The organism is Polynucleobacter sp. AP-Nickl1-40-C4 (assembly GCF_035012665.1).
Classification (GTDB): domain Bacteria; phylum Pseudomonadota; class Gammaproteobacteria; order Burkholderiales; family Burkholderiaceae; genus Polynucleobacter.
In genome coordinates, this window is sequence record NZ_JAYGQR010000002.1 from 404223 (window position 1) to 431071 (window position 26849).

The window sequence follows — 26849 nt, forward strand, 5'->3', positions numbered from 1 at the left end:
TTAAACAGCACGAGTTCGGGTCACGCGCATGACATCAGGATTGGCGCGCAAACTGCGCATCACCTTAGAAAGGTGCAGTCGATCATAGACCTGAATGGTAAAGCGGATAGTGACCGAATCTTCTTTGAAACGATCTTCCATTGATACATTCATGATGTTGGAGTCTGCCGAAGTAACACTGCTTGCCACCCTAGCCAAAACTCCCTTACCTTGGCGCGTGTCGATCGCTAGGTCCACTTCAAACTCACGATTCAGTTCTTTGCCCCATTCAACCTCAACCCACTTATCACTATCCTTAGAGAGCATGCGCAATGCCACTGTACAGTCATTGGTATGAACTTGTAATCCTTCCCCCTTGCCAAGGTAGCCAATGATGTTGTCACCTGGAATAGGATGGCAGCAAGTTTGGAAATGAATCGAATTACCCTCACGCCCATCAACTAGGATAGCTTGGCGTTGATGATGATGGCTTGCCTCTTGATTAGGCGCAACCCAATCAGCAACACCTAAACGCATTTGCTCAGCCCCGCCCTCATCATCAATCAAAATCTTAAGACGAATAGCTAGCTCCTGAGGGGAGCGTCTACCTAAGGCAATATTGACGCATGCCTCTTCACGGGTTTTATCGCCCGTCCAATGCGTTAGCTTTTCCCAAATTTCTGGGCTTAATAAGGCAGCGTCAACGCCCTGCTGACGTAAAGCATTTGCTAAAAGACGCTCGCCTAGTTGAAGTGATTCAGAATAATGTTTTGTTTTAAGGGAATGTCGTATGGAGGCACGTGCTTTTCCGGTACGCACAAATGCCAACCAACCTGGATTAGGTTGTGAGCTTGCTGAAGTAATGACTTCAACAATGTCACTATTCTTAAGCTCACTACGCAAAGGCAATTGCAGGCCGTTGATTTTGACGGCTACGCAGGTATTACCCAGATCACTATGAATAGAGTAAGCAAAATCTAGAGCAGTTGCGCCTCTTGGTAAGGCCCTAATCTGCCCAGTGGGGGTAAACACATAAACCGCATCTGGGAACAAGTCAATTTTGACATGTTCTAAAAATTCTTGAGAGTCACCGCTGCTATCCTGAATATCAATCAAGGACTGCAGCCATTGGTGGGCCCTGTTTTGCACCTCACTCATATCAGGGGAGCCGTCTTTATAAGCCCAATGCGCAGCTACTCCAGCTTCAGCTACCGCATGCATTTCCGTTGTACGAATCTGAAACTCCACCGGCACGCCTGAAGGACCCAATAAAGTGGTGTGTAAAGATTGATAGCCATTTAATTTAGGGATCGCAATGTAATCCTTAAATTTCCCTGGCATAGGCTTGTATAGAGAATGCAAGATACCGAGTGCGCGATAGCATTCATCAATGGAATGTACGGTAACCCGGAATGCATACACATCTAATACCTGCGAAAAGCTTAAATGCTTTGAGCGCATCTTGGTATAGATGCTAAAGAGCGTCTTCTCACGACCGCGCAGGTCAACCTCTAAATTGGCTTTAGCAAAGGCCATGCGTGATGCCTGCAAAATCTTCTCAACCATTTCCTTGCGGTTGCCGCGCGCACGCTTAACAGCCCCCTCAATGACTCGGAAACGCATGGGCATGGAGTATCGGAAGCTGAGATCTTGTAGATCACGGTAAATGATGTTCAACCCAAGACGATGAGCAATGGGCGCGTAAATTTCGATTGTTTCAGCGGCTACGCGACGGCGCTTCTCCATGGGTACGGCGTCCAGAGTGCGCATATTGTGGGTGCGGTCAGCAAGCTTGACCAAAATGACACGCACATCACGCGCCATGGCCATGAACATCTTGCGAAAGCTCTCTGCTTGCGCCTCTGCATGACTTTGAAATTCTAATTTATCGAGTTTGGTTAAGCCCTCAACTAACTCTGCCACCTTATTGCCAAACTTTTCAACCAAATCTGCTTTAGTACAGCCGGTATCTTCAATCACATCATGCATCAATGCGGCCATGATGGATGGCGCATCCAAGCGCCACGTTGCACATAGTTCAGCCACAGCAACTGGATGGGTAATGTAAGGTTCGCCGCTATGACGGTATTGACCTAGATGAGCAGCATCAGAAAACTGAAATGCCTTTTTAACCTGTGCAATTTCTTCAGGCTTGAGATAGGAAAGCTTAGACAGCAATCCCTCAATAGAAACTACTTGATGTTTGAGCGGAAGTATCGGCGCAGATGTCGGGCCGAACAAATGACGACTCGATTGCGCCAATAAACTCGCAATGATGGATTTTTTACCACTTTGAATTGGTGTGTCGGAAATCTTATCCAACAACTGTGCTTGATTAAGATCAAGCGAAGCATCCTTAGGCGAGATGCTTCCTACTTTTTCCGATGTATTGGCTAGTCCTAAAGGGAGCTCCACACCGGAACTCCTTACTTAGAGGGGTACTTTGGTCAACATGTCACGGTCAGTCACACCAGCAGCTACTTCACGTAATGCAACTACGGTAGCTTTATCTCTGGACTCAACGCGTGGGGAGTGACCTTGTACTAATTGGCGAGCACGATATGTCGCAGCCAAAACCAGTTCAAAACGGTTTGGAATAGTTTTAAGGCAATCTTCTACAGTAATACGTGCCATGCTGGACTCACTTAATTTAGCTTCAATACCTATAGGATAACTGATTAGACCCCGAGGCGCTTCAAAAGTGCTGGATTTCTGGCCATACTGGGGCCAGAGCGCAGACGGCTGGAAGCCAATATGTGCTTTAAATCAACCAAAGCCTGGTCGAAAGAATCGTTCACCACGATGTAATCTGCCTCATGAGCATGCAAAAGCTCTACATGGGCAGCTGCCAAGCGACGTTGAATCGTTGTTTCATCGTCCTGACCACGCTTACGTAGGCGCTCTTCTAAAGCCTCTATGGATGGCGGGAAGATAAAGATCCACTGCACTGAGGGAATTAACTTTCGAATTTGTTGAGCGCCCTGCCAATCAATCTCCAGCATGACGTCACTACCCGCTTGCATTTGAGATTCAATCCAAGGCTTTGAAGTCCCATAAAAATGACCATGGACTTCTGCCCACTCTAAAAAATGTCCCTGATCACGTTCTTGCAGAAAATCTTCTTTTGCCAGAAAGCGGTAATCCTTGCCATCTACTTCACCAGGTCGTGGAGTGCGCGTAGTGGTTGATAAAGATAACTTCAATCCGGCCTCGTCCTTAAGTAAGGCATTAACTAAGGAGGATTTTCCGGCGCCTGAGGGCGCAACAATCATCAACATGCTGCCTTGATAAGATGGTGTCGGTGTAGAGGTAGTCATAAATCAATAGTATGGATTACTCGAGGTTTTGAACTTGCTCACGCATTTGCTCGATGAACAGCTTGAGCTCCAAAGCCGCTTGTGTGCACTCTTCTGATACCGATTTAGAACTCAAGGTATTAGCTTCGCGATTCAACTCTTGCATCAAAAAATCCAAGCGCTTACCAACAGGACCTTTGCCTGCAAGTGCGTTATCTACTGCCTGAAGATGGGTCTTTAAGCGCGCAAACTCTTCGGCTATATCGATGCGCACTGCATAGAGCACAACCTCTTGACGAATGCGCTCCATCAGTTCAGCACCTGCCTTGGCTTGCTCTTGAGCAGCTAGCGCTTCAGCGAGACGCTCTGTAAGCTTTTCTTGGTACTGAGCTACATATTCAGGAACTTTGGGCTCAATTACTTTAACGATGTCGCGCATCTTGCCAGTGATACTGGTAAGTACACCAACCAAGGCCTTACCTTCGGCGTGACGACTCTCCATGAGGGCCGCTAGGGCTGCACGCCCAGCCTCGACAGTGGCAGTAATCCAACTATCCTCTTCGCCGCGAGGCTCGGAAACAATGCCTGGCCAACGCAACACTTCAGCAATACTCAATTCTTGTGCTTTTGGAAAAGCTTCTTGGGCTTTCTCTTGAAGGGTGTATAGGGCATCAAGACGATCGCGACTAATTGCACCTAGAGCGTGGGGATTACTTTTGGCAGCACCTGCTGCGGCGCTATTGACCCGCCATGCCGCTCTAAACTCGACTTTTCCGCGCGATAGGCTTTGGGTAGCCAGTTCTCGCAAGGCAGGCTCTGCCCCACGACACTCGTCCGGAAGACGAAATCCTAGATCTAGAAAGCGGCTGTTAACAGCCCGACATTCCACCTGCAGATCAGCAACTACACCCGCTCCTAGGGAGACTTGGCGAGAAGCGCTGCCATAACCAGTCATGCTCGATATCATATGGACATTGTAGATTCATTATTGAACTAGACCCGATCCAGACCCTAACCCCACAGGACCCCCTTTCCATGAGCACAGCAAACCCAGCCAATATTGCCCGCCCTAGCGGCCGTAAGCCCACCGATTTGCGCCCAGTAACCATCTCTAGAGCCTTTACTAAGCATGCTGAAGGATCAGTATTGATCGCCTTTGGGGATACCAAGGTTCTGTGTACGGCCAGCATCCTCGAAAAAGTGCCTCCACATAAGAAAGGCTCTGGCGAAGGTTGGGTTACTGCTGAATACGGCATGCTACCCCGCTCCACCCATACCCGCAGCGATCGTGAAGCTGCCCGCGGCAAACAATCTGGTCGCACTCAAGAAATTCAGCGCCTCATTGGCCGTGCCATGCGTAGCGTCTTTGATTTAAAAGTCTTGGGTGAGAGAACTATTCACCTCGATTGCGACGTGCTGCAGGCTGATGGCGGAACACGTACTGCATCTATTACTGGCGCCTATGTTGCGGCTCGTGATGCAGTAAACCAACTGCTTAAAAGTGGCGTCCTGAGCAAGGACCCCATTATCGATAGCGTTGCTGCAATTTCAGTTGGCATTTATCAAGGTGTTCCAGTGTTGGACTTGGATTACCCAGAAGACTCTTCTTGCGATACCGATATGAATGTGGTCATGACCGGCAAAGGCGGAATGATTGAAGTTCAAGGCACAGCAGAAGGTGCCGCTTTCTCAAGGGCGGAGCTCAATGCACTCCTAGATCTGGCCGAGCAAGGTATTGAAGAGCTCACCCAAATGCAAAGCGATGCATTGAAATAAAGATCGACATGCAAAAGCTCGTTCTCGCATCTAACAATGCCGGCAAGGTAAAAGAGTTTCAGGCGCTATTAGCACCCCTGAACTTTAAGGTAATCCCCCAGGGTGAATTAGGCATTCCTTCTGCAGAAGAGCCTCACTTCACCTTTGTGGAGAATGCTCTTGCTAAGGCACGACACGCTAGCGCAGCATCTGGCCTACCTGCATTAGCCGATGACTCCGGTATATGTGCACATGCTTTAAACGGCAAGCCCGGCGTTTTGTCGGCGCGCTTTGCTGGTGAGCAAGGTGATGATGCTGCAAACAATCGAAAACTCATTCAAGAATTAAAAGCTCAGGCAGATCGAGGTGCGCATTATGTGTGCGCATTGGTTTTCGTGAATAGTGCAAATGATCCTGAACCCATCATTGTGCAAACACGTTGGTATGGGCAGATTGTTGATGAAGCTGCCGGTAGCAATGGTTTTGGGTATGACCCCCATTTCTTTTTGCCGGATCAAAATTGCACCGCTGCTGAGTTAGGGCCAGATAAAAAGAATTCAATCAGTCATCGAGGTCAAGCGCTACGTGAATTGATTGCACAACTTAAAAGCCATGCTTAATTCGAGCCCCAACAAAGTAATGCTGACTGCATTGCCTCCATTGGCTTTGTATATTCACTTTCCTTGGTGTGAAAAGAAATGCCCCTATTGCGATTTCAATTCACATCAAATTAAAGAAGGTAAAACAGGTTTTGACGAGCAACGCTATATCAATGCGCTGATTGCTGATCTGGAAACTGAATTGCCCAATATTTGGGGTCGCCAGGTTCACAGTATTTTTATCGGCGGCGGAACTCCAAGCCTACTTTCTGCCCAAGGCATGGATCAACTGCTTTGCGCCGTTCGCGCTCGAGTGAACCTTGAGCCCGATGCTGAAATTACGATGGAGGCAAATCCAGGATCCATTGAGGCCGATAAATTTGCAGGATTTGCAAAGGCAGGCATTAATCGAGTGTCGATCGGAATTCAGAGCTTTCAGGATGAGCAGCTCAAAGCCTTGGGTCGCATACACAATGGCGAGGAAGCCAAGCGTGCAATAGCAATTGCCCTGAAACACTTCAAATCTGTCAACCTAGATTTAATGTATGGCCTCCCTAAACAAACTCTGGAGTTGGCCAAGGCGGATATTGAGACCGCCCTTTCTTTTAAAACGCCTCATCTGTCTTTTTACAATCTCACCTTAGAACCTAATACCTACTTTGCAAACTTTCCCCCTCAATTGCCTAGCGATGATGAAGTGGATGCCATTTTTGAACAGAATTTAGATTTACTCACCAAGGCAGGCTACGTACGTTATGAAGTCTCTGCCTACGCGCAGAAAAACCAAGAGTGCAAACACAATCTGAACTACTGGCGCTTTGGTGATTACATTGGCATTGGCGCAGGCGCTCATGGAAAGATCTCTTTTCCAGACAAAATTACTCGCCAAGTAAGGGAACGTCATCCAGAAAGTTATATGCAAGCAATAGAAGCTAAAGGTAATGCGTTAATTGAATCCAGGGTTCTTGAAGCCAAGGATCTGCCTTTCGAATTCATGCTCAATACCCTAAGACTGACAGATGGGGTTGCTACCAATACTTTCAGCGAGAGAACTGGTCTGCCTTTAAACGTGATTAGCAAAGGCTTAGCTGAGGCAAGTAATAAGCAATTGCTGGATGAGAATCCCAGTCAGCTTAAAGCTACACCACTAGGCATGCGCTACCTCAACAATCTTCAAGAGCTGTTTTTGGATTAAACCGTTTTGGCTGCTGTGCGTTGAGCGCTAGCTACCTGTCCAAATAGGTGGCTCACCCTTTAGGAATGAAGCAACTCCGTTTTGGAAATCATTGCTGCCATAGGTTTCACTAATGAGGTCACTACAGTCGGGCAGATTATTTTTAATTAATCTTGCCAATACTAGCTTGCTAGATTTTTGCGTAATGGGAGCTAACTTACTCAGTCGCTCTGCGAGATTGACGGCCTCTTGACCTAGCTGCTCTTGTTCGTATGTTGCTAAAAGATATCCTTGTTGGAGCAACTCTTTTGCAGTAATCATTTCCGCAAGAAGCAGCATACGTTTAACAATGTTGATTCCTAAATGAGCAACTAACCAAGCAACATTTGCAGCAGATAAACAGTTACCAAGTGTTTTGGCTATAGGTACGCCAAACTTTGCATCAGGAGTTGAGATTCGGAAATCACAGCAACTGGCTATTGCTAATCCGCCCCCAACAGCCATAGCATCGATCACGGCAATTGTTGGGATGGGCAAGGTGGCAAGCGGACCTAGATAATCATCAATACCCTCTTCATAGCGAATCCCATCTTGACCATCTTTAAAGCTAGCAAATTGCGCTATATCGCTACCGGATATAAAAGACTTGCCGCCAGCACCGCGCAAGATGGCTACACGTATCTTGGGATTCTTGGCAATATCTTCACAGATTGACTTCAGGCTTTGATACATCCCTACTGTCATTGCATTGCGAGCTGCTACATGATCAAAATTTATGTAGGCAATGTTACCCTGCGTCTCTAAAACGACTTGAGCAACATTACCTCCTTTTCCGGAATCACTCATAGGGAGTTTATTCAGCCTTAATATTCAGACTCTTTACTAAACGCTGGTATTTAGCCAGTTCGCCAGCCAAGAACAAACTAAATGCAGCAGGTGTTGCTGGCCCCTCAGGCTGTAAGCCCTGAGAATCTAGAGTCTTTTTAATTTGTGGATCGACCATGGCGGCTTTAACAGCCTGGTCAATCTTGTTCACTACTGCTGGATCCATGCCCTTTGGACCCATGATGGAGTACCAGTTGGTGACGTCAAATCCTGTAATACCTACTTCGTTAAACGTGGGTACGTTTGGAAGTATGGATAAACGCTTTGGAGTAGAGATCGCCAAGGCCTTTAGGCTGCCGTCTTTAATTTGCTGCAAGTTCGGTGGCAAGGTATCAAAGTTCATCGTAATTTGACCGCCTAGCAAATCAATGATGGCCTGACCGCTACCCTTATAGGGCACATGGTTTAACTGAATGCCGGCAATCTTGGCAAACAATGCGCCTGCTAAGTGTTGAGTACTGCCAATACCAGACGAACCATAAGTCATTTGACCGGGATTAGCTTTTGCAAGAGCGATTAATTGTGAAACTGAGTTCACAGGCAATGAGGCCTTCACCACTAAAACGTTAGGAACATACCCTAAATAAGTAATGGGCGTGAAATCCGTTGCGGGATTGTATTGAACGTTAGTAAGAACAAATGGTGCAATCGCATTGGAATTGGAGTGCCCTACCAGCAAGGTGTAGCCATCTGGATTCGACTTGGAAACTTGATCGGCCGCAATAGTGCCCGCTGCACCTGATTTATTTTCCACAATCACGCTTTGACCGAGAATTTCACCCATTTTTGGAGCAAGGGCTCGAGCAACAATATCGGTGCCGCCACCAGGTGCAAAACCCACAATCAGTCGGATTGGTTTTGTTGGGTAAGACTGCTGACCTAAAGCAAAGAAAGAACTCGTGGCTAGCGTAATTGCGAGCAAACTACGAACAGCCCACTGAGGCGATTTAAGCAACATAAAGTCTCCAAAATTGTTTTTATTGTGTTTGATACTATTAGAGGCTAATTCTAAACATATAAGAAGCAACGAGACAATGACGAAAACACCTAGAAATGATGCTTTAAATAGCGTGCGAGATGGATCAAGGCCATTACCGCTCTCAGGAGTCCGTGTGCTTGACGTCAGCCAGGTTATGGCTGGTCCTTACTGCTGCATGCTGTTGGCGGACTTAGGTGCGGATGTCATCAAAATCGAGCCTCCTGGAATAGGGGATCAGACGCGCGGCGCAATGGGATTCAAGATGAAGGGCTCAGACAGCATGGGCTTTCTGAACATGAACCGCAATAAACGCAGTCTCACCCTAAATCTCAAAACTGAGGCTGGTAAGAAAGTGTTTTTCGAGCTGGTCAAGACTGCAGATATTTTGGTGGAGAACTACCGACCTGGCGTTATGAAAAAACTAGGAATCGATTACGCCTCTTTAAAAGATATCAATCCTAGTTTGGTCTATGCCAGTATTTCTGGGTTTGGCCAAACTGGTCCGTGGGCAGATCGCCCTGGTTTTGATCTCATGGCTCAGGCAATGTCTGGCGTCATGAGCGTTACAGGCTATCCAGATGGTCCTCCAGTTAAAGCTGGCGTTCCGGTAGCTGATATTGGCTGCGCACTTTTTGCGGTATACGGAATATTGTCGGCATACATCGGCAAAACTAAAACGGGTGAAGGTCAGTTTATTGATGCGTCACTCTTTGATTCTGCCTTGGCATTCTCCATTTGGGATACCGCTCAATACTGGGGTACCGGAGTTGAACCTTATAAGCTTGGCACGGCCAATCATATGAGCGCCCCCTACCAAGCCATGAAAGCTGCTGATGGGTATTTTGTGATGGGTGCAACCAATCAAAAACTGTGGAAGTTGCTATGCGACAAGATTGAGCGTCCTGAATTATTTGAAGATGCCCGCTTCAAAACAAATCCACTGCGCTTAGCCAATCGCTTGGAGCTGGCTTCTGAGCTTGAGAAAACGTTTGTCTCCAAAACTGCGGATGAATGGGTGGACACCTTATTGACCGCAGGCATCCCTGCAGGCCCCATCAATACCTATCCAGAAGCATTCGATAGTGAGCATGGCCGTCATCGTAAGATGCGGATGGAAATTGATCATCCTATTGAAGGCAAGGTACCCAATATTGGTTTTGCCGTCAAAATGAATGGCACGCCACAACAGGTGTATCGCCACCCTCCTCTATTGGGTGAACATACGAGCGAGCTTCTTGCCGAGCTTGGTATTGCGGGTGATGAACTGAAGTCTCTTGAAGCGGGTGGCGCTTTTGCGCCCTAGTTTGCAGCTTAATAAAAATAATGATTAAGTAAAAAGATAATTAAATAGGACTCCGCAGAGTCCTATTTAATTTTAGAGAAGCCTAATCACCATGGTTGCTCTGGTTACTCGCCACCAGTAATAGCCATCTCCTGTGCCGCAAATGGATCTTTGGCTGGAGCAGCTGGCTTAGGAGCGGCCTTACCTTTAGTGCCTGGCATGAGTTCAAAATCAGGGACAAAGACCGTCAAGGTGCTTCTGAGTTGATCGAATGATTTGCGATCACCATCAAACCTCACCTTACCTTCAGCCAGCAACTTTTCAAAAGTTGTTTGTCCACCCATCACCTGCTCGAGATCACTGCGATTTAAGGTGATAGTGAGATTTGGGTTCTTGGCCTGCTGACCTTTAATGTTGGTCAAAGCAGAATTACTCATCTCAATTACAAATTTTTCACCATTGTCTGGTGTAGAAAGATTAATTACAAAGTTCATGTCTGCTGCTTTCTTGCTGTCCATACTGATAGCCAAAGCATTGAGCCAGAGTTCGGTTGTCATACCCTTAATCATGTCTGGGCCATTAGACTTTGGCGAGGCTCCTGTAGGCATACCATGACGTAGCTCGTAAGCAGCCCCCAAGAAGCTATTGCGCATACTTGGGCTTTCTTTTTGGTAGCCAATCTGCTCAAAAATATCTGCCAGTAAGTCCTTGGCGGCCGTATTGTTCGGTTGCGCATAAACTAACTTGTTAACGATTTCCATCGCTTCACGGTATTTACCCTGCTTATAAAGCTCTTTACCCTTGGCCATGATCTTGGCTGAGCCACCCATCATCTCTACATAAAGTGGTGCCGAATCTTTTGGCGATAGTGGCGCTAATGTTGCTGGATTTGCGTCCCAATAACCTAGATAACGATTTATCACGGCACGACTATTGTGCTCTTCGGAACCATGATAGCTATGGGCTGCCCACTGCCTCTTTAGACTATCAGGCTGTTTATATACATTTTGGATTTCATTAATAGTGACGCCATTATTTGCTAAATGGAGCACTTCGTTATGCAGGTGAGCATAACTATCTCGTTGGGTACGCATCACCTCTTGAATACGCTCATTACCCCAGCGTGGCCAGGTATGCGATGCAAACATGACCTCACTCTCAGTGCCATAACGATATAAAGCGTTGTTAATGTTCTTGGACCATGCCAGTGAGTCGCGAACTAAGGCGCCGCGTAAGGTGTATATGTTATGAATGGTGCCAGTGATATTTTCTGCTGCCCAGAAGGCTTTAAATTGTGGGAAGTAGGTATTCATCTCCGCAGGAGCTTCAGTGCCTGGAGTATTTTGGAACTCCATTTCCACGCCATCAACCGTCATTTTTTCATACGGTTGGTTGATATAGACGTTAGGCTCGATCAACCCTAAATTACCAGCAGCAGTATTTTTACCAATGGATTGGTCGACATGACCAAATGGGCTGCGAGGCAATAACACACCGTACTGGAAATACATTCTGCGGGTCATAGCATTGCCTGCGTAGACGTTTTCAGCAATCGCATGATCCATAAAACCAGCTGGCGCAATGACCTTGACTTTGCCGCTCTTCACGTCTGCCTCATCAACTACGCCACGCACACCACCAAAGTGATCAGCATGCGAATGCGAATACACGACAGCTACCACTGGACGTTTGCCCAACTTCTCATTGACGAGCTCTAGGGCTGCGCGTGCAGTTTCTTTAGCGGTTAGTGGATCAAAAACTATCCAACCAGTATCTGTTTTGATAAAGCTAATATTGGCTAAGTCAAAGCCACGAACCTGATAAATTTTTCCAGGCACAACTTCATATAAGCCATAGCCCATATTGAGGATGGCTTGACGTTGCAGTGAAGGATGCACACTATCAAAGTCTTTGCCTTGTAGAAGGAACTCATAACTACCCATGTCCCATGCCACATTGCCTGCATCTGCCATGATGGTTTTATAAGCAGGTGCTGCTATGAATCCTTTTTTAGATTCCTCAAAATCACGCTGATCTTCGAAAGGCAGCGTCTTGCGCAATTCACTTTGCAGCTCAACTGTATAGCTTGTTGGCGCCTTACCCTTTGGATCAAAATGCTTCCCCTGCATAGCGCCAGGATCAGCAACCACACCACCACCCCCCGCCGCCATAGCAAAACCTGAGCTTATTAATACAGCTGCAATAGAAAATTGTGTGAGTTTGATTTTCATAAAAGCCTTAAGTAAAAGTTTTTTTGATTACATCAATAATATGTTTGAGGTAAACCATGGCAATTAGCCCTATAGCTAATAGATAGCTAGATTGAGTAAGCCGCCACGAGAGGTAGGTTTACAAAAAACGTAGTTCCTTTGTCAGGGAATGACTCAAACCAGATAGATCCACCATGCCTCATCACAATATGCTTACACAACCAAAGACCAATTCCCATACCGGAACCCTTGGTAGTTGAAAGCAGCTCAAACATGTGGGCCTGAACATTTTCATCAATACCTGAACCTGTGTCTGAGATCGAAATTTGAACACCAGCGCCGCTGTGCTGACCTCGAATCGTGATTAATTTATTTGAATTCTCTGTCAAGTTCAATGCATCAATTGCGTTGATCACTAAATTCAATAGCACTTGTTGAAGCTCTCCCTTATTAGCGGTGATAAACAAGTTTTCCTCTAACTTGAGAACCATCTGAATATTCTGCTTAACAATTTCTGGGCGAGCAATGGTGAGCACTAAATCAATTAATTCAGCAAGGTTAATTTTGGTAGATGCCATCTTTTCATCGGCGAATACCGATCTAAGGGAGCGAATAATACTTGCTGCACGCTGATTGTCTGCCAACAAAGAATCCAAAACTTCTCCCTGTAAGTTAGGATTCAATTCTCCTTCCGATAGCTTCTTTTGTAAAAACTGAATATTCAGACCGGAGGCACCTAATGGCTGATTGAGCTCATGTGCAATAGAGGCCGACAAAGCACCAGTACTAGCGGTTTTATTAGCCTTTAGCAGTGAAGCAATTAAGATTTCTCGCTCCTGTAATAGCGCTTTCGTAGATTGACTCTCATTGGTTGCATTGATATTGGCAATGGTGATTTGTTCGGCCCAATAACCCCCAATTGCAATGTAGGATAGGGTATTCATCACCAGCTGAGCAATGGTAAACAGAATCAGAAGCTGAGGAATTTGATCAACTTGACGGATCGTGAAGGCGGAGGCAACCATAATGAAGAATCGCCCCATAGCAAAAAACATTTCAGCAAAATTGGCATATTGCATATAAACCAATTGCTTGGATGGAGAAGATTTTCTCTTCTTGCCTAGCTCATATATTTGCCAGCAATAAAAAATACTAGCAAGCCCCGCCATTACCGCAGTGCGACTTTCAAAAGATCCATATAGACGCATGGAATCAAATACGGCAATAAAAATGAGGACTGAAACTGAGGCAGCTATCTTTACTCGTTTAGAAACCTCATGATTGAGTGACTGACAAAATAATGCTTGCAGCATCGTTGCTATATAGAAAAAGGTATTTGCTACAGTGAAATTAAATTCTGGATTAGCAATATTTTGGATGGTAATAATTCCCGTCCCAAAAATAAACAACCCCACCACATTCACTAGCAGGGAGGACATCCAATATAAACTGGGTCTCAGGAGGTTCTGAGAGCGGTAATAGTGATAGATTCCAAAAAATAGGCCCATCTGAATAACGGCCAGAATAAAGAAGTAAATAGAAATGAGCAGCTTCATAATTGCTATGGTACATCTACTGAATTGATTCGCTAAAATGCGTGTCATGCAGCTTTTTAGTAGATCCCAGCTTCTTTTCTTTGTCACCCTATTAGTCGCTGGGATTGGCTTTGCTCATGCCCAATCGGCTTTTTATAGCGCCGCTAACAACTACCTCAAAAAGCGCGCTGATGCTTTTATGACGATTACGGGTTATTCACTCACACCGGATGTGACAACAGGATCGTTGTCGATCCGTAACAATGGTGGCGATAATTCTGACTTGCAAATGATTTCTCTAGGAGGTGGTGATCGAATTAGCGCAAACTTTCCCCTTTACTTAGAGGGGACCTTAGCGGTTAATCGTTACAACCCAACTTTTAGCGATGGCATCGCCAATACATCCGTTACGGTACCACTTCATTGGAACAGCATCACAGGCACCGGCGGTATTGGTTGGGATTTTCCAATTACCAATGAATTGCGCTTCCGCCCTATTGCCAATGTCATGCTTGGTCATTTAGAAAGCGACCTTTCGATTGCATCTAGAGTCATTCAAAATCAGAAAGGCGTTGACTTACAGTTCCTCAATGGCGGCCGTATGAACTCGTATGGTCTGGGCGGGTCGGTCATGCTGGACTATGAGAACTACCAACCCGATCAAGAAATTGATGTAGAGCTGCGTTACACCAATATTCCGGTGCAAACATTTGACACCTCTACTGCAGTTCAAGGTTCAGCTGATTCGCAAAGTCTGGCGCTTTGGGCTCGCAGTCGTATCCCAACCCCAATTACATTGTTAGATAGACCATTACGAGCGGTATTTGAAGTGGCGCATACCGAATTCCTGGGCGACTTACGAGGGGCTCTGGGATTTAACTCCCTATCTTCTGTAGGTACTGGCATTGAACTAGATCGTAGCGCATCTGATCCTATTTTTACTCGCATCAGAGTGGTGTTTCGCTACCAATTTGGTCAAAATGTGCACGGAACCTCCATTGGCTTGGCTGCCAGCTTCTAATATGGGTAATACAATAGTTACAAATGCTAACTTACTGGTATTTATTCATTTCCGCATCGCCACTTAATGGTGATGCTCTTTCAACATCCTTAAGGATCAAATTATTATGAAAAAAATTATCATTGCTATCGTCATTGCTGCAATCGCAGTTGGCGGCTACTTTTACCTCACAAAACCAAAAGCTCCGATTGCTGGCGTAGCTGCTCAAGAATCCGCGCTTATCTATGATGGCGAAGTGACTAAAATTGATGCTGCAACACGCACAGTTACCCTCAAGAACAAAGATGGTGAAACCTCTATCGTTGCTGGTCCTGAAGTAAAGAACTTTGCAGAAATTAAAGTGGGCGACCATTTTGACGTTGTCTATGAACTTGCTGTAGCTATTGAGTTGGTTAAGGTAAAAAATCCAGGTACAACTAGCGAACAAGTTAGCACTAGCACTACAACAGCCCCACAAGGCGATAAGCCGGGCATGATTACCACCAAAACTATTACTGCAACTGCTAATGTCGAAGCGATTGATGCAGCTAAAAATATCGTATCTTTAAAGGGCCCACAAGGAAATATTTTCAAGGTTAAGGTTCAGAATCCTGACTTGTTGAAAGATATTGCTGTAAACGATCAAGTAAAAGTGGTTTACACAGAAGCTATTGCTGCAGTAGTAAGCGCACCAGCTAAGAAGTAATTAAGATATGTAGCCATTCTTTTCAGCTGCTGAAAAGACAAAAGCCCAGCAAGTAATTGCTGGGCTTTTTACATTTAACTTGGCGGAAGAGGTGAGATTCGAACTCACGGAGGACTTTCATCCTCGCCAGTTTTCAAGACTGGTGCATTCAACCGCTCTGCCACTCTTCCTTTGCGAATTGAGTCCTAGATTATAAGGAATTCGGTGAACCCCTACGTAAAAATGCAATAAGCACCCTTCTAAAGATTGCTTCCATTGGCTTAAATACTCTATGTGCACCAACCGATATGGCCTTTTCTCTGATAAACTAGTCAGATAACTAGTCAGGAGCAAGGGTGATGAATAAGCACTGGGCAGTTCAAGATGCCAAAGCAAAATTTAGCGAGTTACTAAACGCCTGCCTTGAAGAAGGCCCTCAAGTGGTTACTAAGCGGGGGCATGAAGCAGCCGTATTAATCACCATCCAGGAGTGGAATACATTGAAAAAGTTAGCCAAACCTTCTCTTAAATCGCTTTTGCTTTCAGAGCAAGCCAAGGGTGACCTAGTGCTGCCAAAGCGTGGCCAAGGTGCATTTCGAAAATCCATCAAACTGTAAGACTGCTCATGTACTTACTAGACACCAATATTATTTCAGAACTACGTAAACCAAAACCGCATGGAGCAGTATTAGAGTGGTATGACAACATTTCAGATAATGATCTTTATATTTCCGCGGTCTCGATCGGTGAAATTCAAGCAGGGATTGAGTTGACTCGTGAGCAAGATAAAAATAAAGCAGAGTCTTTAGAGAGTTGGTTGCAACAAGTTTCAAATGCACATCATGTCTTGCCGATGGCGGGATCAACCTTTAGATTGTGGGCAAAGCTCATGCATAAAGAAAGTAATACCGTTTGGGAAGATGCCATGATCGCAGCGACAGCTATTGATCAGAAACTCATCGTGGTCAGTAGAAATATAAAAGACTTCAAACGATTTAAAATTAATTTACTGAACCCATTCGAATATCGAGCCCAAGCAGATTAAGACCTCTTAATTAAATCTTCTAAATGCTTGGCAATAGCTAGGCTGGAGGTTAATCCTGGGGACTCGAAGCCATATAGATTAAAGAGTCCTTCTAGGCCGTGATCCTTAGGAGTATTGAAGCAAAAGTCACCTGCAGGGCTATTAGGCGGGACTATCTTTGCCCTTACTCCAGAGTAATCAGGCTGCAGTGCGTTGTCCTTAAGGCCTGGCCAATAACGTCTCACGGCCTCATAAAAGCCTTCGCCCCGCTTTGGATTTACCGTGTAATCGATTTGGCTTTCTTCATCGATTTCTAGCCATTCAACGTCAGGGCCAAACTTGGCTTGCCCACCCATATCCAAGGTTAGGTGGACACCTAAGCCACCAGGCTCTGGAATGGGATAAATTAAATGCTTGAATGGTGATTTTCCGGAGAGTGAAAAGTAATTGCCTTTAGCAAAATACGCTTTCGGAATTTGCGCTTCGCTTAAGGATTGAATTTTTCTCGCAATCGCTGGTGCACTCATACCAGCACAGTTAATCAGAAGCTTTGTCTGAATCTTCATCCCGTCAGCGCCGCCGATTTCTAATTCAAATCCATCTTTAGCATTTTCACCCAGAGGCTTTGCGCTAGTGAGCGGCGATTGATAGGCAATCATGCCGCCAGCATCTTCAAACCCACCGAGTAAGGACAACATGAATCCATGGCTATCCACAATGCCAGTTGAGGCGGAAAGAACCGCCGCTGAACAATTAAGCTCAGGTTCCATTGCTTTTGCCTGATCGCCAGTAATCATTTTGATTTCTGGCACTTGGTTTTGCTGTGCTTTATACAGAATTGCCTGGAGATCATCTAATTGAGCGTCATCACTGGCTACGATCAGTTTTCCATAAGGTTGAGTGGCAACATGGTGAGTGCGGCAATACTCGTAGAGCATGCGATTGCCTTCAACGCAAAGTTTGGCTTTGAGTGAATCTTTTGGATAGTAGATACCAGCGTGGATTACTTCGCTATTACGCGCACTGCTAATCGTGCCAAAAGCACTTTCCCGCTCTAGCAAAATCGTCTCGCGACCCTGCAGGGCCATTTCCCTCGCAACGGCCAGGCCAACGACCCCGGCACCGATGACGACACAGTCGACTTGATCCATTTATCCGCCCGAGTCCTGAATTATTGTTATTTGCATCTCGAAATCGTAACATTTTCAGTGTTTTAGTGGGTTTTTGGGTACTTCTTGATAAAATCTATACATGTCTTCAAAACCAGCTGCAGATAACCTGAAAACCCTATTTAGCGCCCAAGATATCGTTTTAGATAACGCTTATCAAGGCATTGATGCTACCAGCTGGAAATCCCTCTTTAAGCAGGCAAAAGCTGCTCATTTAGAACAATTTATTGCCGATCTTTTCGCTGGCAAGTCAGTGAATAACTCCGAAAATCGTCCTGCCCTGCACTCTGCTCTGCGCAACCTTGACCAATCTCCCGTATTGGTAAATGGCAAAGATGTCATGCCAGACGTTGCTCAAGTTTGGCACCGCATTGAAGCTCTATGCAATAAGTGGGTCGGCGTCACCGATGTCATTCACATTGGTATTGGTGGATCCGACTTTGGTCCGCGCCTCGCCATCGAAGCCTTGGCTCATGTTCCCGATATTGAAAGTCGTGGCATGCGGATGCATTTCTTGGCGAATATCGATACCGCTGATTTGGCTCGCATATTGCAACGCGCTTTACCGCATAGCACTAAAGTCATTATTGTTTCGAAGTCATTTACGACGCTTGAGACCGGCATGAACGCCAAAGCGGTAGTGAAATGGCTTAAAAATAATGGCCTTACCGATAGTCAAGTAAGCAAATCACTCTTTGCGGTTACAGCAAACGTGCCTGCAGCTGAAGAATTTGGCATTAATCAAGACCATATCTATCCGTTTTGGGATTGGGTCGGCGGCCGTTACTCTGTATGGTCTGCCGTAGGTTTACCAATTGCCCTGCAGTATGGCTTTGATACCTTCAAGCAGTTCTTAGCTGGCGCTCAAGCAATGGATCAGCACTTTAAGTCTGCTCCTCTTGAAGAAAACCTGCCAGTCATCATGGCACTAAGCCTGCTCTACCAGCAAGAGAAGCACAACATCAAGTCATACGCTGTTATTCCATATGCAGACGCATTGGATTGGTTTCCGAAGTGGTTGCAACAGCTTGATATGGAAAGTAATGGCAAGAGCGTCGACCGCGATGGCAAGCCAGTCAAGTTCTCTTGCCCAGTAGTCTTTGGAAGCTCTGGTAGCAATGCACAACACTCCTACTTCCAGTTATTACACCAAGGCACTGAAATCATTCCGATTGATTTCATCGCAGTACGTGAACCGATGAGCAATTTGCCTGAGGCAAAGGCGCATCACCGCATTCTGCTGTCTAACTGCCTGGCTCAAGCGCAAGCTTTGGCTAACGGCAAAAAGACTGAAAACCCGAACAACACCTATCCAGGTAAGCGCCCTAGCAACCTTCTGATTCTGCCTAAGCTCAATGCCTTCTATCTAGGCGCCTTGTTGGCTCTGTATGAGAATCGTACAGCTGCATTAGGCGCCCTGTGGAATATCAATAGCTTTGACCAACCCGGTGTAGAGCTTGGCAAAGTGCTTGCTAAACCAATTGAAGCTGCCTTAAAGAATGGTGGCACGGTACAAGCTGAAGCTGGTATTGATGAAGTGACAGCCGCTCGTATTAACTTATTTAATCAATAGCTGATCAATAGCTTATTACTAGCTATATAGATCTAGCATTAGCCTAGACATCGAAAGAAGACTCATGCAACTCTCTCCATCCATTTTTAAAGCTTATGACATTCGCGGCATTATTGACGAGACTGTAGATCCATCGATAGCTAAACTGATTGGTCAAGCTTTTGGCACGGAGATGCGTGAACTTGGTGAAACTGAAATTGTGATCGGTCGTGACGGTCGTTTATCGGGTCCTAGCCTGATTGAAGCCCTGACTGAAGGCTTGTTATCTACCGGCATTAATGTGATTGATTTGGGAATGGTTGCTACACCCATGGTGTACTTTGGCGCCAACCAGTTACTCAATGGCAAGAAACCAAAATCCGGGATCATGATTACTGGCAGCCATAACCCACCGAATTACAACGGCTTCAAGATGGTTCTGGGTGGCGCTGCAATCTATGGCGATCAAATTCAGGCATTGCGTAAGCGTATTGAAGATAAGAAATTCGCTACGGGCCAAGGAACTAGATCTACCTTTGACATATTTCCAATGTACTTAGAGCGTATTGTGAGCGACGTTAAGTTAGCTCGTCCTATGAAGATTGTGGTGGATTGCGGCAATGGTGTTGGTGGTGCTTTTGCTGGAAAACTTTTCAGGGCCTTAGGCTGCGAAGTACAAGAGCTCTTCTGTGAGGTTGATGGTCATTTTCCGAATCACCATCCAGATCCTGCGCATATTGAAAATCTACAAGATCTCATCAAAAACCTGCAAACTACCGATAATGAATTAGGCCTCGCTTTTGATGGTGACGCCGATCGTTTGGGCGTAGTTACTAAAGATGGTCAAGTAATTTTCCCAGACCGTCAAATGATGCTGTTTGCTAAAGATGTACTCTCACGCAATCCTGGCGGACAGATTATTTACGACGTAAAGTGCACTCGCAATCTTGCAACTTGGGTAAAGCAGCATGGTGGCGAGCCCTTGATGTGGAAAACAGGCCACTCTCTAGTCAAAGCCAAACTGAAAGAAACTGGCGCCCCTCTTGCCGGAGAAATGAGCGGTCATATTTTCTTTAAAGACCGTTGGTTTGGTTTTGATGATGGTTTATATACTGGCGCGCGCTTACTGGAGATTCTCTCTAAAGAACAATATCCAAATAAAACACTCAATGATTTACCGAATGCGATTTGCACGCCAGAACTGCAACTGGCTTGCGCTGAAGGCGAGCCTTTTGCATTACTGGAGACCATTAAAGCAAATGCCAAGTTCCCTACTTCGCAATCGATTAATACGATTGATGGTGTACGCGTGGAATACGCTGATGGCTTTGGTCTAGCCAGACCATCGAATACTACGCCTGTAGTAGTGATGCGCTTTGAAGCAGACAGTGAAGCGGCGATTAAGCGTATTCAGGCGGAGTTTAAGGCAGTATTGTTGGCAGCTAAGCCAGATGCTAGGCTGCCCTTCTAACAATATTGATCTATACCCACATAATTTATACGCATATTGACTGCGTACAAATTCTGCCTATGATTAAGACATCATCATCCATGGCTCCATCCGCACCTATAACAAAGTAAGAGGCTTAAAAAAGGCTACTAATCTCACGCTCAATACTCAAGTATTGGCTGAGGCAAAAAAGTTAGGAATCAATATATCGAAAGTATGTGATGCCTTTTTAGAGTCACTTGTAAGGCAAGAAAAGGGGCGGCTCTGGAAACTGGAGTATGCAAAATTTATCAGCGAATACAATCAAATTACTGATCAAGACGGACTTCCGCTCGACAAGTGGAGAACTTTCTAATCGTCAGATTTAGCGTTTAACAGAATGTCGATCACCCCACCAAAAAAAGGCCTTATATTCTTGATGTTCAAACTGACCTACTTGATGGGTAGTGAATCCCTGCTCGATTATTGAGAAATTCGAGCACGCTGGCGAAGCATTTTGACATTTTCAACTAGATAGTTTTGGATGATTGCCTGCTCTAATTGTGGCTTCGATTGGCTAAAACTTTTGGTTTTGACTTCCCGCGTATCGTCCAACTTGACAATAAACCATGACCCACGAAAAGAAATTGGCGTGCTACTAGAAGCGCCTTTTGCAAGAGTGCTAACAACACTACTGATCTCTTTAGGTAACTGCCCTAAAGAAACCCAGCCTATCTGACCACCCTCTTTCTTAGAAGCTGCATCAATAGAATATTCCTTAGCCAATTTTTCAAAAGAGTCGCCTTGGCTAATTCTGGCAATTAATCCTATGGCACTAGATTGGCTTCCCACCACTATTTGGCTCAGTCGATATTGCGTACTAGCGGGACCTGAGCCGCCTAACTCTTTGGTTTGACGATCATATTCTGCCTGCAAAACGGCATCGGTCATTGGATGGCTGCTCAGATACTCTTGCACCATTGCCTGAATTAATAAAGTTTGTTTTAACTGCAAATATTGAGCATTAAGATCTATTTTTTGATCTAAGCCTATTCTTATAGCCTCTTGAGCCAAGAGCTCACGGTTGATTAATTCTTGCTTAAGGTTATTTCTCAATGTTGGAGTATCCGCTTGCCCGGCAGCAACTGCATTCTTCACATTTATTTCAAGAAGGTCCTCTGGTAGATGTACTCCATTGACTAAGGCAAAAAAACTAAGGTCCTCATGAGTTTCTTTTTTCGAAGCGGGCTCAGCAGCGCTTGCAAATGTTCCGAGGCTAACTAGAGCCAAAAGGCAGGTGATGGATAAGATTTTTTTCATCGAAATAAATTTTTTGACTGATAACTATTCAATTGGTGACTTAATGCAACGGAATTTTGGTAGCAGATTTTTCTAAGGAGACTTGTTCAGGTTCGCCAGCTGGCAGTTGGGAAGGAGTTTGCCACTGAGCATTGACTACCAGGTGATTGAGTAAAACACACAAAGCTTGGAGCATCCGCCCATCCAGTTTTAAATTTAAATTAGCATTACCTGGCAAAATAAAATCAAGAGAAAGGACATCAGCCCCACTCTCGTTAGTGAGTTGACATTTAACATCCATCACTAATAGTGCATCAGCACCTAAAGGGTATTGAGTGCCGCCCTGATACTCCTCAGCCTTTCCAGATCCATCGGAATGACTTATCTGATCTTCCAGGCTTGCTTGCTCAAATTGAGCAATTGCTTTTGCAGTCTCGGGGGCATGGTTTTTTTCGAGTTGTTTTTCATATAAATGAGCGGTGGCTCCCAGGATGAATAGGCTAACGCGCCGCGTAAACCAGAAACGAAACTCTGCAGCCTCATCCGTATTAAAGCGAAATAGAATTCGATCTTCATGGATAAGATACGTTGCATTTAATTGTTTAATGCCCATATCGCCTCTTTATCTAAATGACTACAAGACACCAGATATAGCCTTAGCTCACTACATCATATTACCTGACAATAGCTCGCTTAAGGGCAAACTTCCAATGAATCATGAAGTCACAGGGCCATCAATTTATACAATCAAAGAAATTTAATCTAATTGATTTGAGGCAATATTGAGAAGTACTACCTGCTCACCGCTTAATAACATTTCTAATGTAATGGAGCTTAAGGTAACAGTCTGCACCCCAGCTAACCTGCCCTCAAAGGAGTGAGGACGTAACGACGGGTGAATCGGGTTCATTTGAAGCAATTGAAGCGCTTTTGCATACTGAGTCTCGACTTCTGGATGCGCTTTCAGAAATTGGGTAGCGCGCTTTGCATAACGGTCCGTAAAAACAAGCTCTTTCACCTCAATCCCTCACTTGGACGTATGGGATGTAGTTCGTGAACTCGAGTGGTCGTTTTTCTGGGGCCCACTTTTAATTTTTTTCAAGTGTTCGCCAGGCGATACCGCCTCATAACGCCCTGCTTCTATGTCTGCACGGGACTCTGATAACGCCGCCTCTAGTTCGCATTCACGCATGTATTGGTAATGTTCATGGGTCATCACGACATATTTCAGCTGGCCACGCACACGCACTGCCACTTCTGACTGTGAAGTCAGCTCTTCCTCCAAAGCTTTAATTCCTTTGACCTTTAAATCATTGGCAGAGATTGCGTTCATACGTCACCTTATTCAGGGCCTGATTAACAGTACTAATTATTACACACTTTAGCGTATAAATAAATATTTGCTTTTTACTCTCTAAGTAGTATTATTCATTTCTCTATTAACAGTACATTTAATAGAAGCTTCTATAAAGCTATTTATCAAGTCTTTTCAATGCTTTAGAAGATTCTTATAAAAGTACTATTAATAGCACTTTTGATAGTACTTTTCTTTAAAGTTGCTTATTACGCCCTAGGGCTTAGTTAGGAATTTTTCAAAAAAATCAATAACTTAAGAGGATGTAGGCAATGAAGATCAACAAAATAATCGCTGTGTTCTGGGCAATTTGTATGCTTCACACTACTGCTCAGGCAGCCCAAAATAACTCATTTGCTGTGCAGATTCCGAATGCACAGTGGTGGAAAGCTATTGAAAAAGGCGATCAAAATCTACCTAGACAGCTCAATTTAGGGCTTTCTGCAGAGGTTTTGATGCAATTGGCCATCGTCCATAAACGCATTCAGGCGCAGACTAATAAGAACTTCACTATTGGTCTGACAGCCTCTAATGAGGTCAACGCTTTTGCCAAAAAACAACAAGGCTATGACCTCATTATTCTGACAAGTGGCTTTTTGTTGCGCTTTGGCAACAATCCCGATGTTCTAGCCACTACCCTTGGCCATGAATTGGCGCACCATTATTTAGGGCATACAGAGCATGAGGAAAATCACAACATTTTTGCTGGAAATTCCCTTATACCAACTACTAAACCCCTTTATGGGTTGGCAAATAACAACATTGCCGATCGCTCTATTCCTGTAGATAGCGCCAAATTGTCTTCTTATGATGACAGTCGCAATCAAGAACGGGCTGCCGATCTATTGGGTATGTATTGGGCTACCCAGGCAGGCTACTCTGCCAATGGTGTGTATAAATTGGCACAAGGTTTAAAAGAATTACAAGGAAATGATGTTTATTTGCCTACCCACCCTAGTAATGCAGAGCGCATGCAAGTTGCTCAAACTTTTGAACAGTACTCTAGCAATAGCACTGAATGCACAGCTTCTTTTAAGTTTGAAACAGCGCCCATAATCCAAGCTACTCCTACTCCTATAGTAGAGCTTGCTCAATCAGATTCTGAAGAGTTTGAGGGGTTTGTTGAGAGCTATTGAATGACGATTATTGAATCCAATGTTGCTTATAAGATTGAAGTAAGCAGACAGATGAAAGCCCATAACTGATTTATTAACTACCGCTACCAAAATTAATTTCTAGCCACAGCGAAATTTATCTCTGAGGTCGCTATGCGGGGTGCGCTACCAGCAGCTGGTTCATAAACCCAAGATTGCGCTGCGGTAACCGCCGCGGCATCTAGATCACCTGAGCCACTAGAACTAACTACCGTGACTTTAGTAACCTTACCGGATGCATCAACCACAATATCTAAGATTACCTTTCCACTGGTACCAGAGGCTTGAGCAGCTGCTGGATAGGCTGGGGCAGACCCAGAAACAGGGACTGGTGATGCGCTAACGTTCACTGATGGAGAACTCACGACTGGGGCAAGCCCAAGGGCGCCACCACTCACCTGAATAGTAGTGACTGCTGGCGGCGGAGCTGGCGGAGATGGAGGTGGTGGCAACAATATAGGTAGGGGGAGTGGTGGTTCACTTGCAGCAAGAATAGTTAAGCTGCCATTCACAAAGTTAATTTGATAGTTAGAAATTCCTGTTCCAGTTGCACTACTTAAATTATCACCAGTTGTGCCTGGTTGAGTACGTGAAGCTAAGCCCGCGACGCCCGTCACGTTATCGCTACCCAATAATCCAGAAGTGCTATAGGTATTGGTTTGAACGCTACCAGTGTAGGCTTTGCTAGCAACCGCACCAGTAATACTTAAGTTTGCTTTATTGATCGTACTGGTGGTGTTATTCGCATAGGTAACAGTGTAGTTATTTCCATTATTGCCATCATTGACTGTGACACCAGCAACCGTAACCGTTTTATTACCAGATCCTACATTAGCATTGGTATAAGCAAAGGCGCCACCGCTCAACGAGTCTGTCGTACTGCTATTGCTTGCGTTGGTATATAAAGTGCCGCTAGTGACAATCGCTGTTCCAAGAGCGCTCAAGCTAGCATCGTAGGTTTTCACTACATTAGATGTACTAATGGTAATCGGTGCTTTGTTAATCGTAGCATTGACTGCCCCGCCACCAAACGTGTAGTTGGTGTTAGACAAGGTAAACGTATTGGTGACAAAACTGTTATAGGTAGCAGCATTGGCTGAGCTTACCGTAGCATTACCACCGGTAATCGTTGGCGCTGCATCACCATTAACCATACCAGTCAAGGTATAAGTAAAGTTGCTAGCTAAGCTACCTGATGTGACATAGAAGCTATTGGTACCATCATAGGTTTTGTCAGCATTGATATTGATGCTATTTAATCCTAATGAAGAGATCGTTACGGCATTCGGTGTAGTGCTTGCAGTAGCTCTAGCAGCCAATGGTGAATTAGCAGCCGTATAGCCTGAATTAATTGCATAGTTATTTAACGTTGCACTACCGGTGCTTGAGGTAATGCCTGTCACATAGTTGCTACCATTAGCTGCAACATCTTTACTGTTGACATTGACGCCTGTAACGACCAGGGTTTCACCGCCTACTAAACCAGCGACATTAATCGTGGCATTGCTATTGGTAAAGCTAGTAGTACCGTTATAGGTGCCACTGACGGTAATCGCAAGCGGTGCACCACTTAAAGTAACCAAGTTTTGGGTATATCCAGGGGTCGTGACGCGACCACCAGAAATTGTGTAGTTCGATAGGTTCACTGCCCCGCCGTTGGCCGCTGTACCACTAATACCAGTCACGTAGTTCGTGGCATTGTCGGCAACGTTGAGCGCAGTAGTAGTAGCACTAGTAATAACATCGCCACCCACTAGTCCAGTAGATGTAATGGTGTTTGTAAAGGTATTACTGCTATTATAGGTGCTGGTGATAGCAAGACCTAAAGCCGCTTTACTTAAGTTCACGCTATTGTTACCAGTGCTATTAGCGCTACCGACTACTGAGCCAGCGTTACCGCTCGTGTTCACACCAGTATTAATCAGGTAGTTACCGATCGTAAAGCCGCTAGCAGTGTAAGAGCTGACATAGTTCGTGCTGTTATCGGCTACGTTCGCGCTATTAATCGTTGCAACTACCCCGTTCTTACCAATATCACTACCAACTAAGCCCGTTAAGGTGATGGTTTCATTACCAGTGCCATTGGTGTAGCTATTCGTGCCGTTATAGGTACCTGCTACGGCAATACCTAAAGCAGCCTTGCTTAAGGTCACGGTATTTAAAGTATTACCTGGTGTGGTGTTGTATGTTGCGCTTGCACTAGCAGTGTTATAGAGCGCGTAGTTACCAACAGTAAAGATGCTTGTAGCAATGCTTGAAGTGAAGTTAGTCGCATTAGCGCTCACGTCTTGGCTATTGATGGTAGCGGTCACACCATTGTTATTGCTATTGTTGGTCACTTTAGTGGCATCACTAGCTACTAAGCCCGTTAAGGTGATGGTTTCATTACCAGTGCCATTGGTGTAGCTATTCGTGCCGTTATAGGTACCTGCTACGGCAATACCTAAAGCAGCCTTGCTTAAGGTCACGGTATTTAAAGTATTACCTGG

Annotated in this window: 26 protein-coding genes and 1 tRNA gene; 12 read left to right on the forward strand and 15 right to left on the reverse strand. The window is 45.2% G+C overall.

Going from position 1 to position 26849, the window contains the following annotated elements; genetic code table 11:
• From VC182_RS04400 to VC182_RS04415, 4 genes are read right to left on the reverse strand one after another with little or no spacing between them, the layout of a single operon-like run.
• The gene (locus VC182_RS04400; RefSeq protein WP_416350568.1) at positions 1-2394 is read right to left on the reverse strand and encodes a RelA/SpoT family protein; all 2394 of its coding nucleotides are present in this window, start codon (positions 2392-2394) and stop codon (positions 1-3) included.
• Positions 2395-2409: 15 nt separating this feature from the next.
• Positions 2410-2613, reverse strand: a complete 204-nt coding sequence (rpoZ, locus tag VC182_RS04405; RefSeq protein WP_011902918.1) for a DNA-directed RNA polymerase subunit omega — start codon at positions 2611-2613, stop codon at positions 2410-2412.
• A gap of 44 nt (positions 2614-2657) precedes the next feature.
• Positions 2658-3296 carry a guanylate kinase gene (gene gmk, locus VC182_RS04410; protein ID WP_216121169.1) on the reverse strand — a complete coding sequence of 213 codons (639 nt, stop codon included), beginning with the start codon at positions 3294-3296 and terminating at the stop codon, positions 2658-2660.
• A gap of 16 nt (positions 3297-3312) precedes the next feature.
• A complete protein-coding gene (locus tag VC182_RS04415; protein ID WP_323484608.1) occupies positions 3313-4242 on the reverse strand; it encodes a YicC/YloC family endoribonuclease in 930 nt (309 codons plus the stop codon).
• Between the two features lie 68 nt (positions 4243-4310).
• On the opposite strand from VC182_RS04415, the gene rph reads away from it, so the two are divergent.
• Genes rph through hemW form a run of 3 tightly spaced genes read left to right on the forward strand, consistent with a single transcriptional unit; the run spans position 4311 to position 6824 of the window.
• On the forward strand, positions 4311-5051 hold the full coding sequence (gene rph, locus VC182_RS04420; RefSeq protein WP_323484609.1) for a ribonuclease PH: 741 nt from the start codon (positions 4311-4313) through the stop codon (positions 5049-5051).
• Positions 5052-5059: 8 nt separating this feature from the next.
• Entirely contained in the window at positions 5060-5650 is a 591-nt protein-coding gene (gene rdgB / locus VC182_RS04425; RefSeq protein WP_323484610.1) for an RdgB/HAM1 family non-canonical purine NTP pyrophosphatase, read from the forward strand.
• Positions 5643-6824 (forward strand): radical SAM family heme chaperone HemW, encoded by a 1182-nt coding sequence (hemW, locus tag VC182_RS04430; protein ID WP_323484611.1) that lies wholly within the window; start codon positions 5643-5645, stop codon positions 6822-6824. Before rdgB ends, hemW begins: the two co-directional genes overlap by 8 nt.
• A gap of 27 nt (positions 6825-6851) precedes the next feature.
• Here hemW and VC182_RS04435 read toward each other — a convergent pair whose 3' ends face one another.
• Together VC182_RS04435 and VC182_RS04440 are read right to left on the reverse strand one after the other, a co-directional pair.
• Positions 6852-7649 carry an enoyl-CoA hydratase/isomerase family protein gene (locus VC182_RS04435; RefSeq protein WP_323484612.1) on the reverse strand — a complete coding sequence of 266 codons (798 nt, stop codon included), beginning with the start codon at positions 7647-7649 and terminating at the stop codon, positions 6852-6854.
• Positions 7650-7656: 7 nt separating this feature from the next.
• Positions 7657-8646 carry a tripartite tricarboxylate transporter substrate binding protein gene (locus tag VC182_RS04440; RefSeq protein ID WP_323484613.1) on the reverse strand — a complete coding sequence of 330 codons (990 nt, stop codon included), beginning with the start codon at positions 8644-8646 and terminating at the stop codon, positions 7657-7659.
• Positions 8647-8722: 76 nt separating this feature from the next.
• On the opposite strand from VC182_RS04440, the gene VC182_RS04445 reads away from it, so the two are divergent.
• The gene (locus VC182_RS04445) at positions 8723-9970 is read left to right on the forward strand and encodes a CoA transferase (protein WP_323484614.1); all 1248 of its coding nucleotides are present in this window, start codon (positions 8723-8725) and stop codon (positions 9968-9970) included.
• Positions 9971-10074: 104 nt separating this feature from the next.
• Here the strand turns inward: VC182_RS04445 and VC182_RS04450 are convergent, their stop codons facing one another.
• Together VC182_RS04450 and VC182_RS04455 are read right to left on the reverse strand one after the other, a co-directional pair.
• Entirely contained in the window at positions 10075-12180 is a 2106-nt protein-coding gene (locus tag VC182_RS04450) for an alkyl/aryl-sulfatase (RefSeq protein WP_323484615.1), read from the reverse strand.
• 86 nt (positions 12181-12266) lie between these two features.
• A complete protein-coding gene (locus tag VC182_RS04455; RefSeq protein ID WP_323484616.1) occupies positions 12267-13715 on the reverse strand; it encodes a HAMP domain-containing sensor histidine kinase in 1449 nt (482 codons plus the stop codon).
• Between the two features lie 46 nt (positions 13716-13761).
• Between VC182_RS04455 and VC182_RS04460 the strand changes: the two genes are divergently transcribed.
• Positions 13762-14715: a hypothetical protein gene (locus tag VC182_RS04460; protein ID WP_323484617.1), complete on the forward strand. Its 954-nt coding sequence runs from the start codon at positions 13762-13764 to the stop codon at positions 14713-14715.
• Between the two features lie 106 nt (positions 14716-14821).
• Entirely contained in the window at positions 14822-15400 is a 579-nt protein-coding gene (locus VC182_RS04465) for a hypothetical protein (RefSeq protein WP_323484618.1), read from the forward strand.
• A gap of 80 nt (positions 15401-15480) precedes the next feature.
• Here the strand turns inward: VC182_RS04465 and VC182_RS04470 are convergent.
• Positions 15481-15570: transfer RNA gene (locus tag VC182_RS04470), tRNA-Ser, on the reverse strand.
• 168 nt (positions 15571-15738) lie between these two features.
• Here VC182_RS04470 and VC182_RS04475 point away from each other — a divergent pair.
• Both VC182_RS04475 and VC182_RS04480 read left to right on the forward strand, forming a co-directional pair.
• Positions 15739-15996, forward strand: a complete 258-nt coding sequence (locus tag VC182_RS04475) for a type II toxin-antitoxin system Phd/YefM family antitoxin (RefSeq protein WP_072582527.1) — start codon at positions 15739-15741, stop codon at positions 15994-15996.
• Positions 15997-16004: 8 nt separating this feature from the next.
• The gene (locus VC182_RS04480; RefSeq protein WP_323484619.1) at positions 16005-16424 is read left to right on the forward strand and encodes a type II toxin-antitoxin system VapC family toxin; all 420 of its coding nucleotides are present in this window, start codon (positions 16005-16007) and stop codon (positions 16422-16424) included.
• Here the strand turns inward: VC182_RS04480 and VC182_RS04485 are convergent.
• Positions 16421-17554 carry an NAD(P)/FAD-dependent oxidoreductase gene (locus tag VC182_RS04485; RefSeq protein ID WP_323484620.1) on the reverse strand — a complete coding sequence of 378 codons (1134 nt, stop codon included), beginning with the start codon at positions 17552-17554 and terminating at the stop codon, positions 16421-16423. The two genes, VC182_RS04480 and VC182_RS04485, sit on opposite strands and share 4 nt — an antisense overlap.
• 100 nt (positions 17555-17654) lie before the next feature.
• Here VC182_RS04485 and pgi point away from each other — a divergent pair, with 100 nt between their 5' ends.
• The 3 genes from pgi (at position 17655) to VC182_RS11560 (ending at position 20929) form a co-directional block, all read left to right on the forward strand.
• Positions 17655-19145 (forward strand): glucose-6-phosphate isomerase, encoded by a 1491-nt coding sequence (gene pgi / locus VC182_RS04490; RefSeq protein WP_323484621.1) that lies wholly within the window; start codon positions 17655-17657, stop codon positions 19143-19145.
• Between the two features lie 64 nt (positions 19146-19209).
• Positions 19210-20595, forward strand: coding sequence for a phosphomannomutase/phosphoglucomutase (locus VC182_RS04495; protein WP_323484622.1), 1386 nt, complete (start codon positions 19210-19212; stop codon positions 20593-20595).
• A gap of 88 nt (positions 20596-20683) precedes the next feature.
• A complete protein-coding gene (locus VC182_RS11560; RefSeq protein WP_416350573.1) occupies positions 20684-20929 on the forward strand; it encodes a type II toxin-antitoxin system CcdA family antitoxin in 246 nt (81 codons plus the stop codon).
• Between the two features lie 107 nt (positions 20930-21036).
• Here VC182_RS11560 and VC182_RS04500 read toward each other — a convergent pair whose 3' ends face one another.
• The 4 genes from VC182_RS04500 to VC182_RS04515 form a co-directional block, all read right to left on the reverse strand.
• The gene (locus VC182_RS04500; RefSeq protein WP_323484623.1) at positions 21037-21873 is read right to left on the reverse strand and encodes a peptidylprolyl isomerase; all 837 of its coding nucleotides are present in this window, start codon (positions 21871-21873) and stop codon (positions 21037-21039) included.
• 40 nt (positions 21874-21913) lie between these two features.
• On the reverse strand, positions 21914-22465 hold the full coding sequence (locus VC182_RS04505) for a hypothetical protein (protein ID WP_323484624.1): 552 nt from the start codon (positions 22463-22465) through the stop codon (positions 21914-21916).
• A 144-nt stretch (positions 22466-22609) separates the two neighbouring features.
• Positions 22610-22870: a hypothetical protein gene (locus VC182_RS04510; protein ID WP_323484625.1), complete on the reverse strand. Its 261-nt coding sequence runs from the start codon at positions 22868-22870 to the stop codon at positions 22610-22612.
• A 9-nt stretch (positions 22871-22879) separates the two neighbouring features.
• Positions 22880-23185, reverse strand: coding sequence for a hypothetical protein (locus VC182_RS04515; protein WP_323484626.1), 306 nt, complete (start codon positions 23183-23185; stop codon positions 22880-22882).
• 335 nt (positions 23186-23520) lie between these two features.
• On the opposite strand from VC182_RS04515, the gene VC182_RS04520 reads away from it, so the two are divergent.
• Positions 23521-24342, forward strand: a complete 822-nt coding sequence (locus tag VC182_RS04520; RefSeq protein WP_323484627.1) for a M48 family metalloprotease — start codon at positions 23521-23523, stop codon at positions 24340-24342.
• Positions 24343-24434: 92 nt separating this feature from the next.
• Here VC182_RS04520 and VC182_RS04525 read toward each other — a convergent pair.
• The coding region (locus tag VC182_RS04525) for a TonB family protein (RefSeq protein ID WP_323484628.1) at positions 24435-26849 on the reverse strand (2415 nt) is incomplete at its 5' end.

Coding starts and splice junctions, on each gene's coding strand:
- rpoZ (WP_011902918.1), bottom strand. CDS start 2,613: ATGGCACGTATTACTGTAGAAGATTGCCTTAAAACTATTCCAAACCGT.
- gmk (WP_216121169.1), bottom strand. CDS start 3,296: ATGACTACCTCTACACCGACACCATCTTATCAAGGCAGCATGTTGATG.
- VC182_RS04415 (WP_323484608.1), bottom strand. CDS start 4,242: ATGATATCGAGCATGACTGGTTATGGCAGCGCTTCTCGCCAAGTCTCC.
- rph (WP_323484609.1), top strand. CDS start 4,311: ATGAGCACAGCAAACCCAGCCAATATTGCCCGCCCTAGCGGCCGTAAG.
- rdgB (WP_323484610.1), top strand. CDS start 5,060: ATGCAAAAGCTCGTTCTCGCATCTAACAATGCCGGCAAGGTAAAAGAG.
- hemW (WP_323484611.1), top strand. CDS start 5,643: ATGCTTAATTCGAGCCCCAACAAAGTAATGCTGACTGCATTGCCTCCA.
- VC182_RS04435 (WP_323484612.1), bottom strand. CDS start 7,649: ATGAGTGATTCCGGAAAAGGAGGTAATGTTGCTCAAGTCGTTTTAGAG.
- VC182_RS04440 (WP_323484613.1), bottom strand. CDS start 8,646: ATGTTGCTTAAATCGCCTCAGTGGGCTGTTCGTAGTTTGCTCGCAATT.
- VC182_RS04445 (WP_323484614.1), top strand. CDS start 8,723: ATGACGAAAACACCTAGAAATGATGCTTTAAATAGCGTGCGAGATGGA.
- VC182_RS04450 (WP_323484615.1), bottom strand. CDS start 12,180: ATGAAAATCAAACTCACACAATTTTCTATTGCAGCTGTATTAATAAGC.
- VC182_RS04455 (WP_323484616.1), bottom strand. CDS start 13,715: ATGAAGCTGCTCATTTCTATTTACTTCTTTATTCTGGCCGTTATTCAG.
- VC182_RS04460 (WP_323484617.1), top strand. CDS start 13,762: ATGCAGCTTTTTAGTAGATCCCAGCTTCTTTTCTTTGTCACCCTATTA.
- VC182_RS04465 (WP_323484618.1), top strand. CDS start 14,822: ATGAAAAAAATTATCATTGCTATCGTCATTGCTGCAATCGCAGTTGGC.
- VC182_RS04475 (WP_072582527.1), top strand. CDS start 15,739: ATGAATAAGCACTGGGCAGTTCAAGATGCCAAAGCAAAATTTAGCGAG.
- VC182_RS04480 (WP_323484619.1), top strand. CDS start 16,005: ATGTACTTACTAGACACCAATATTATTTCAGAACTACGTAAACCAAAA.
- VC182_RS04485 (WP_323484620.1), bottom strand. CDS start 17,554: ATGGATCAAGTCGACTGTGTCGTCATCGGTGCCGGGGTCGTTGGCCTG.
- pgi (WP_323484621.1), top strand. CDS start 17,655: ATGTCTTCAAAACCAGCTGCAGATAACCTGAAAACCCTATTTAGCGCC.
- VC182_RS04495 (WP_323484622.1), top strand. CDS start 19,210: ATGCAACTCTCTCCATCCATTTTTAAAGCTTATGACATTCGCGGCATT.
- VC182_RS04500 (WP_323484623.1), bottom strand. CDS start 21,873: ATGAAAAAAATCTTATCCATCACCTGCCTTTTGGCTCTAGTTAGCCTC.
- VC182_RS04505 (WP_323484624.1), bottom strand. CDS start 22,465: ATGGGCATTAAACAATTAAATGCAACGTATCTTATCCATGAAGATCGA.
- VC182_RS04515 (WP_323484626.1), bottom strand. CDS start 23,185: ATGAACGCAATCTCTGCCAATGATTTAAAGGTCAAAGGAATTAAAGCT.
- VC182_RS04520 (WP_323484627.1), top strand. CDS start 23,521: ATGCTTCACACTACTGCTCAGGCAGCCCAAAATAACTCATTTGCTGTG.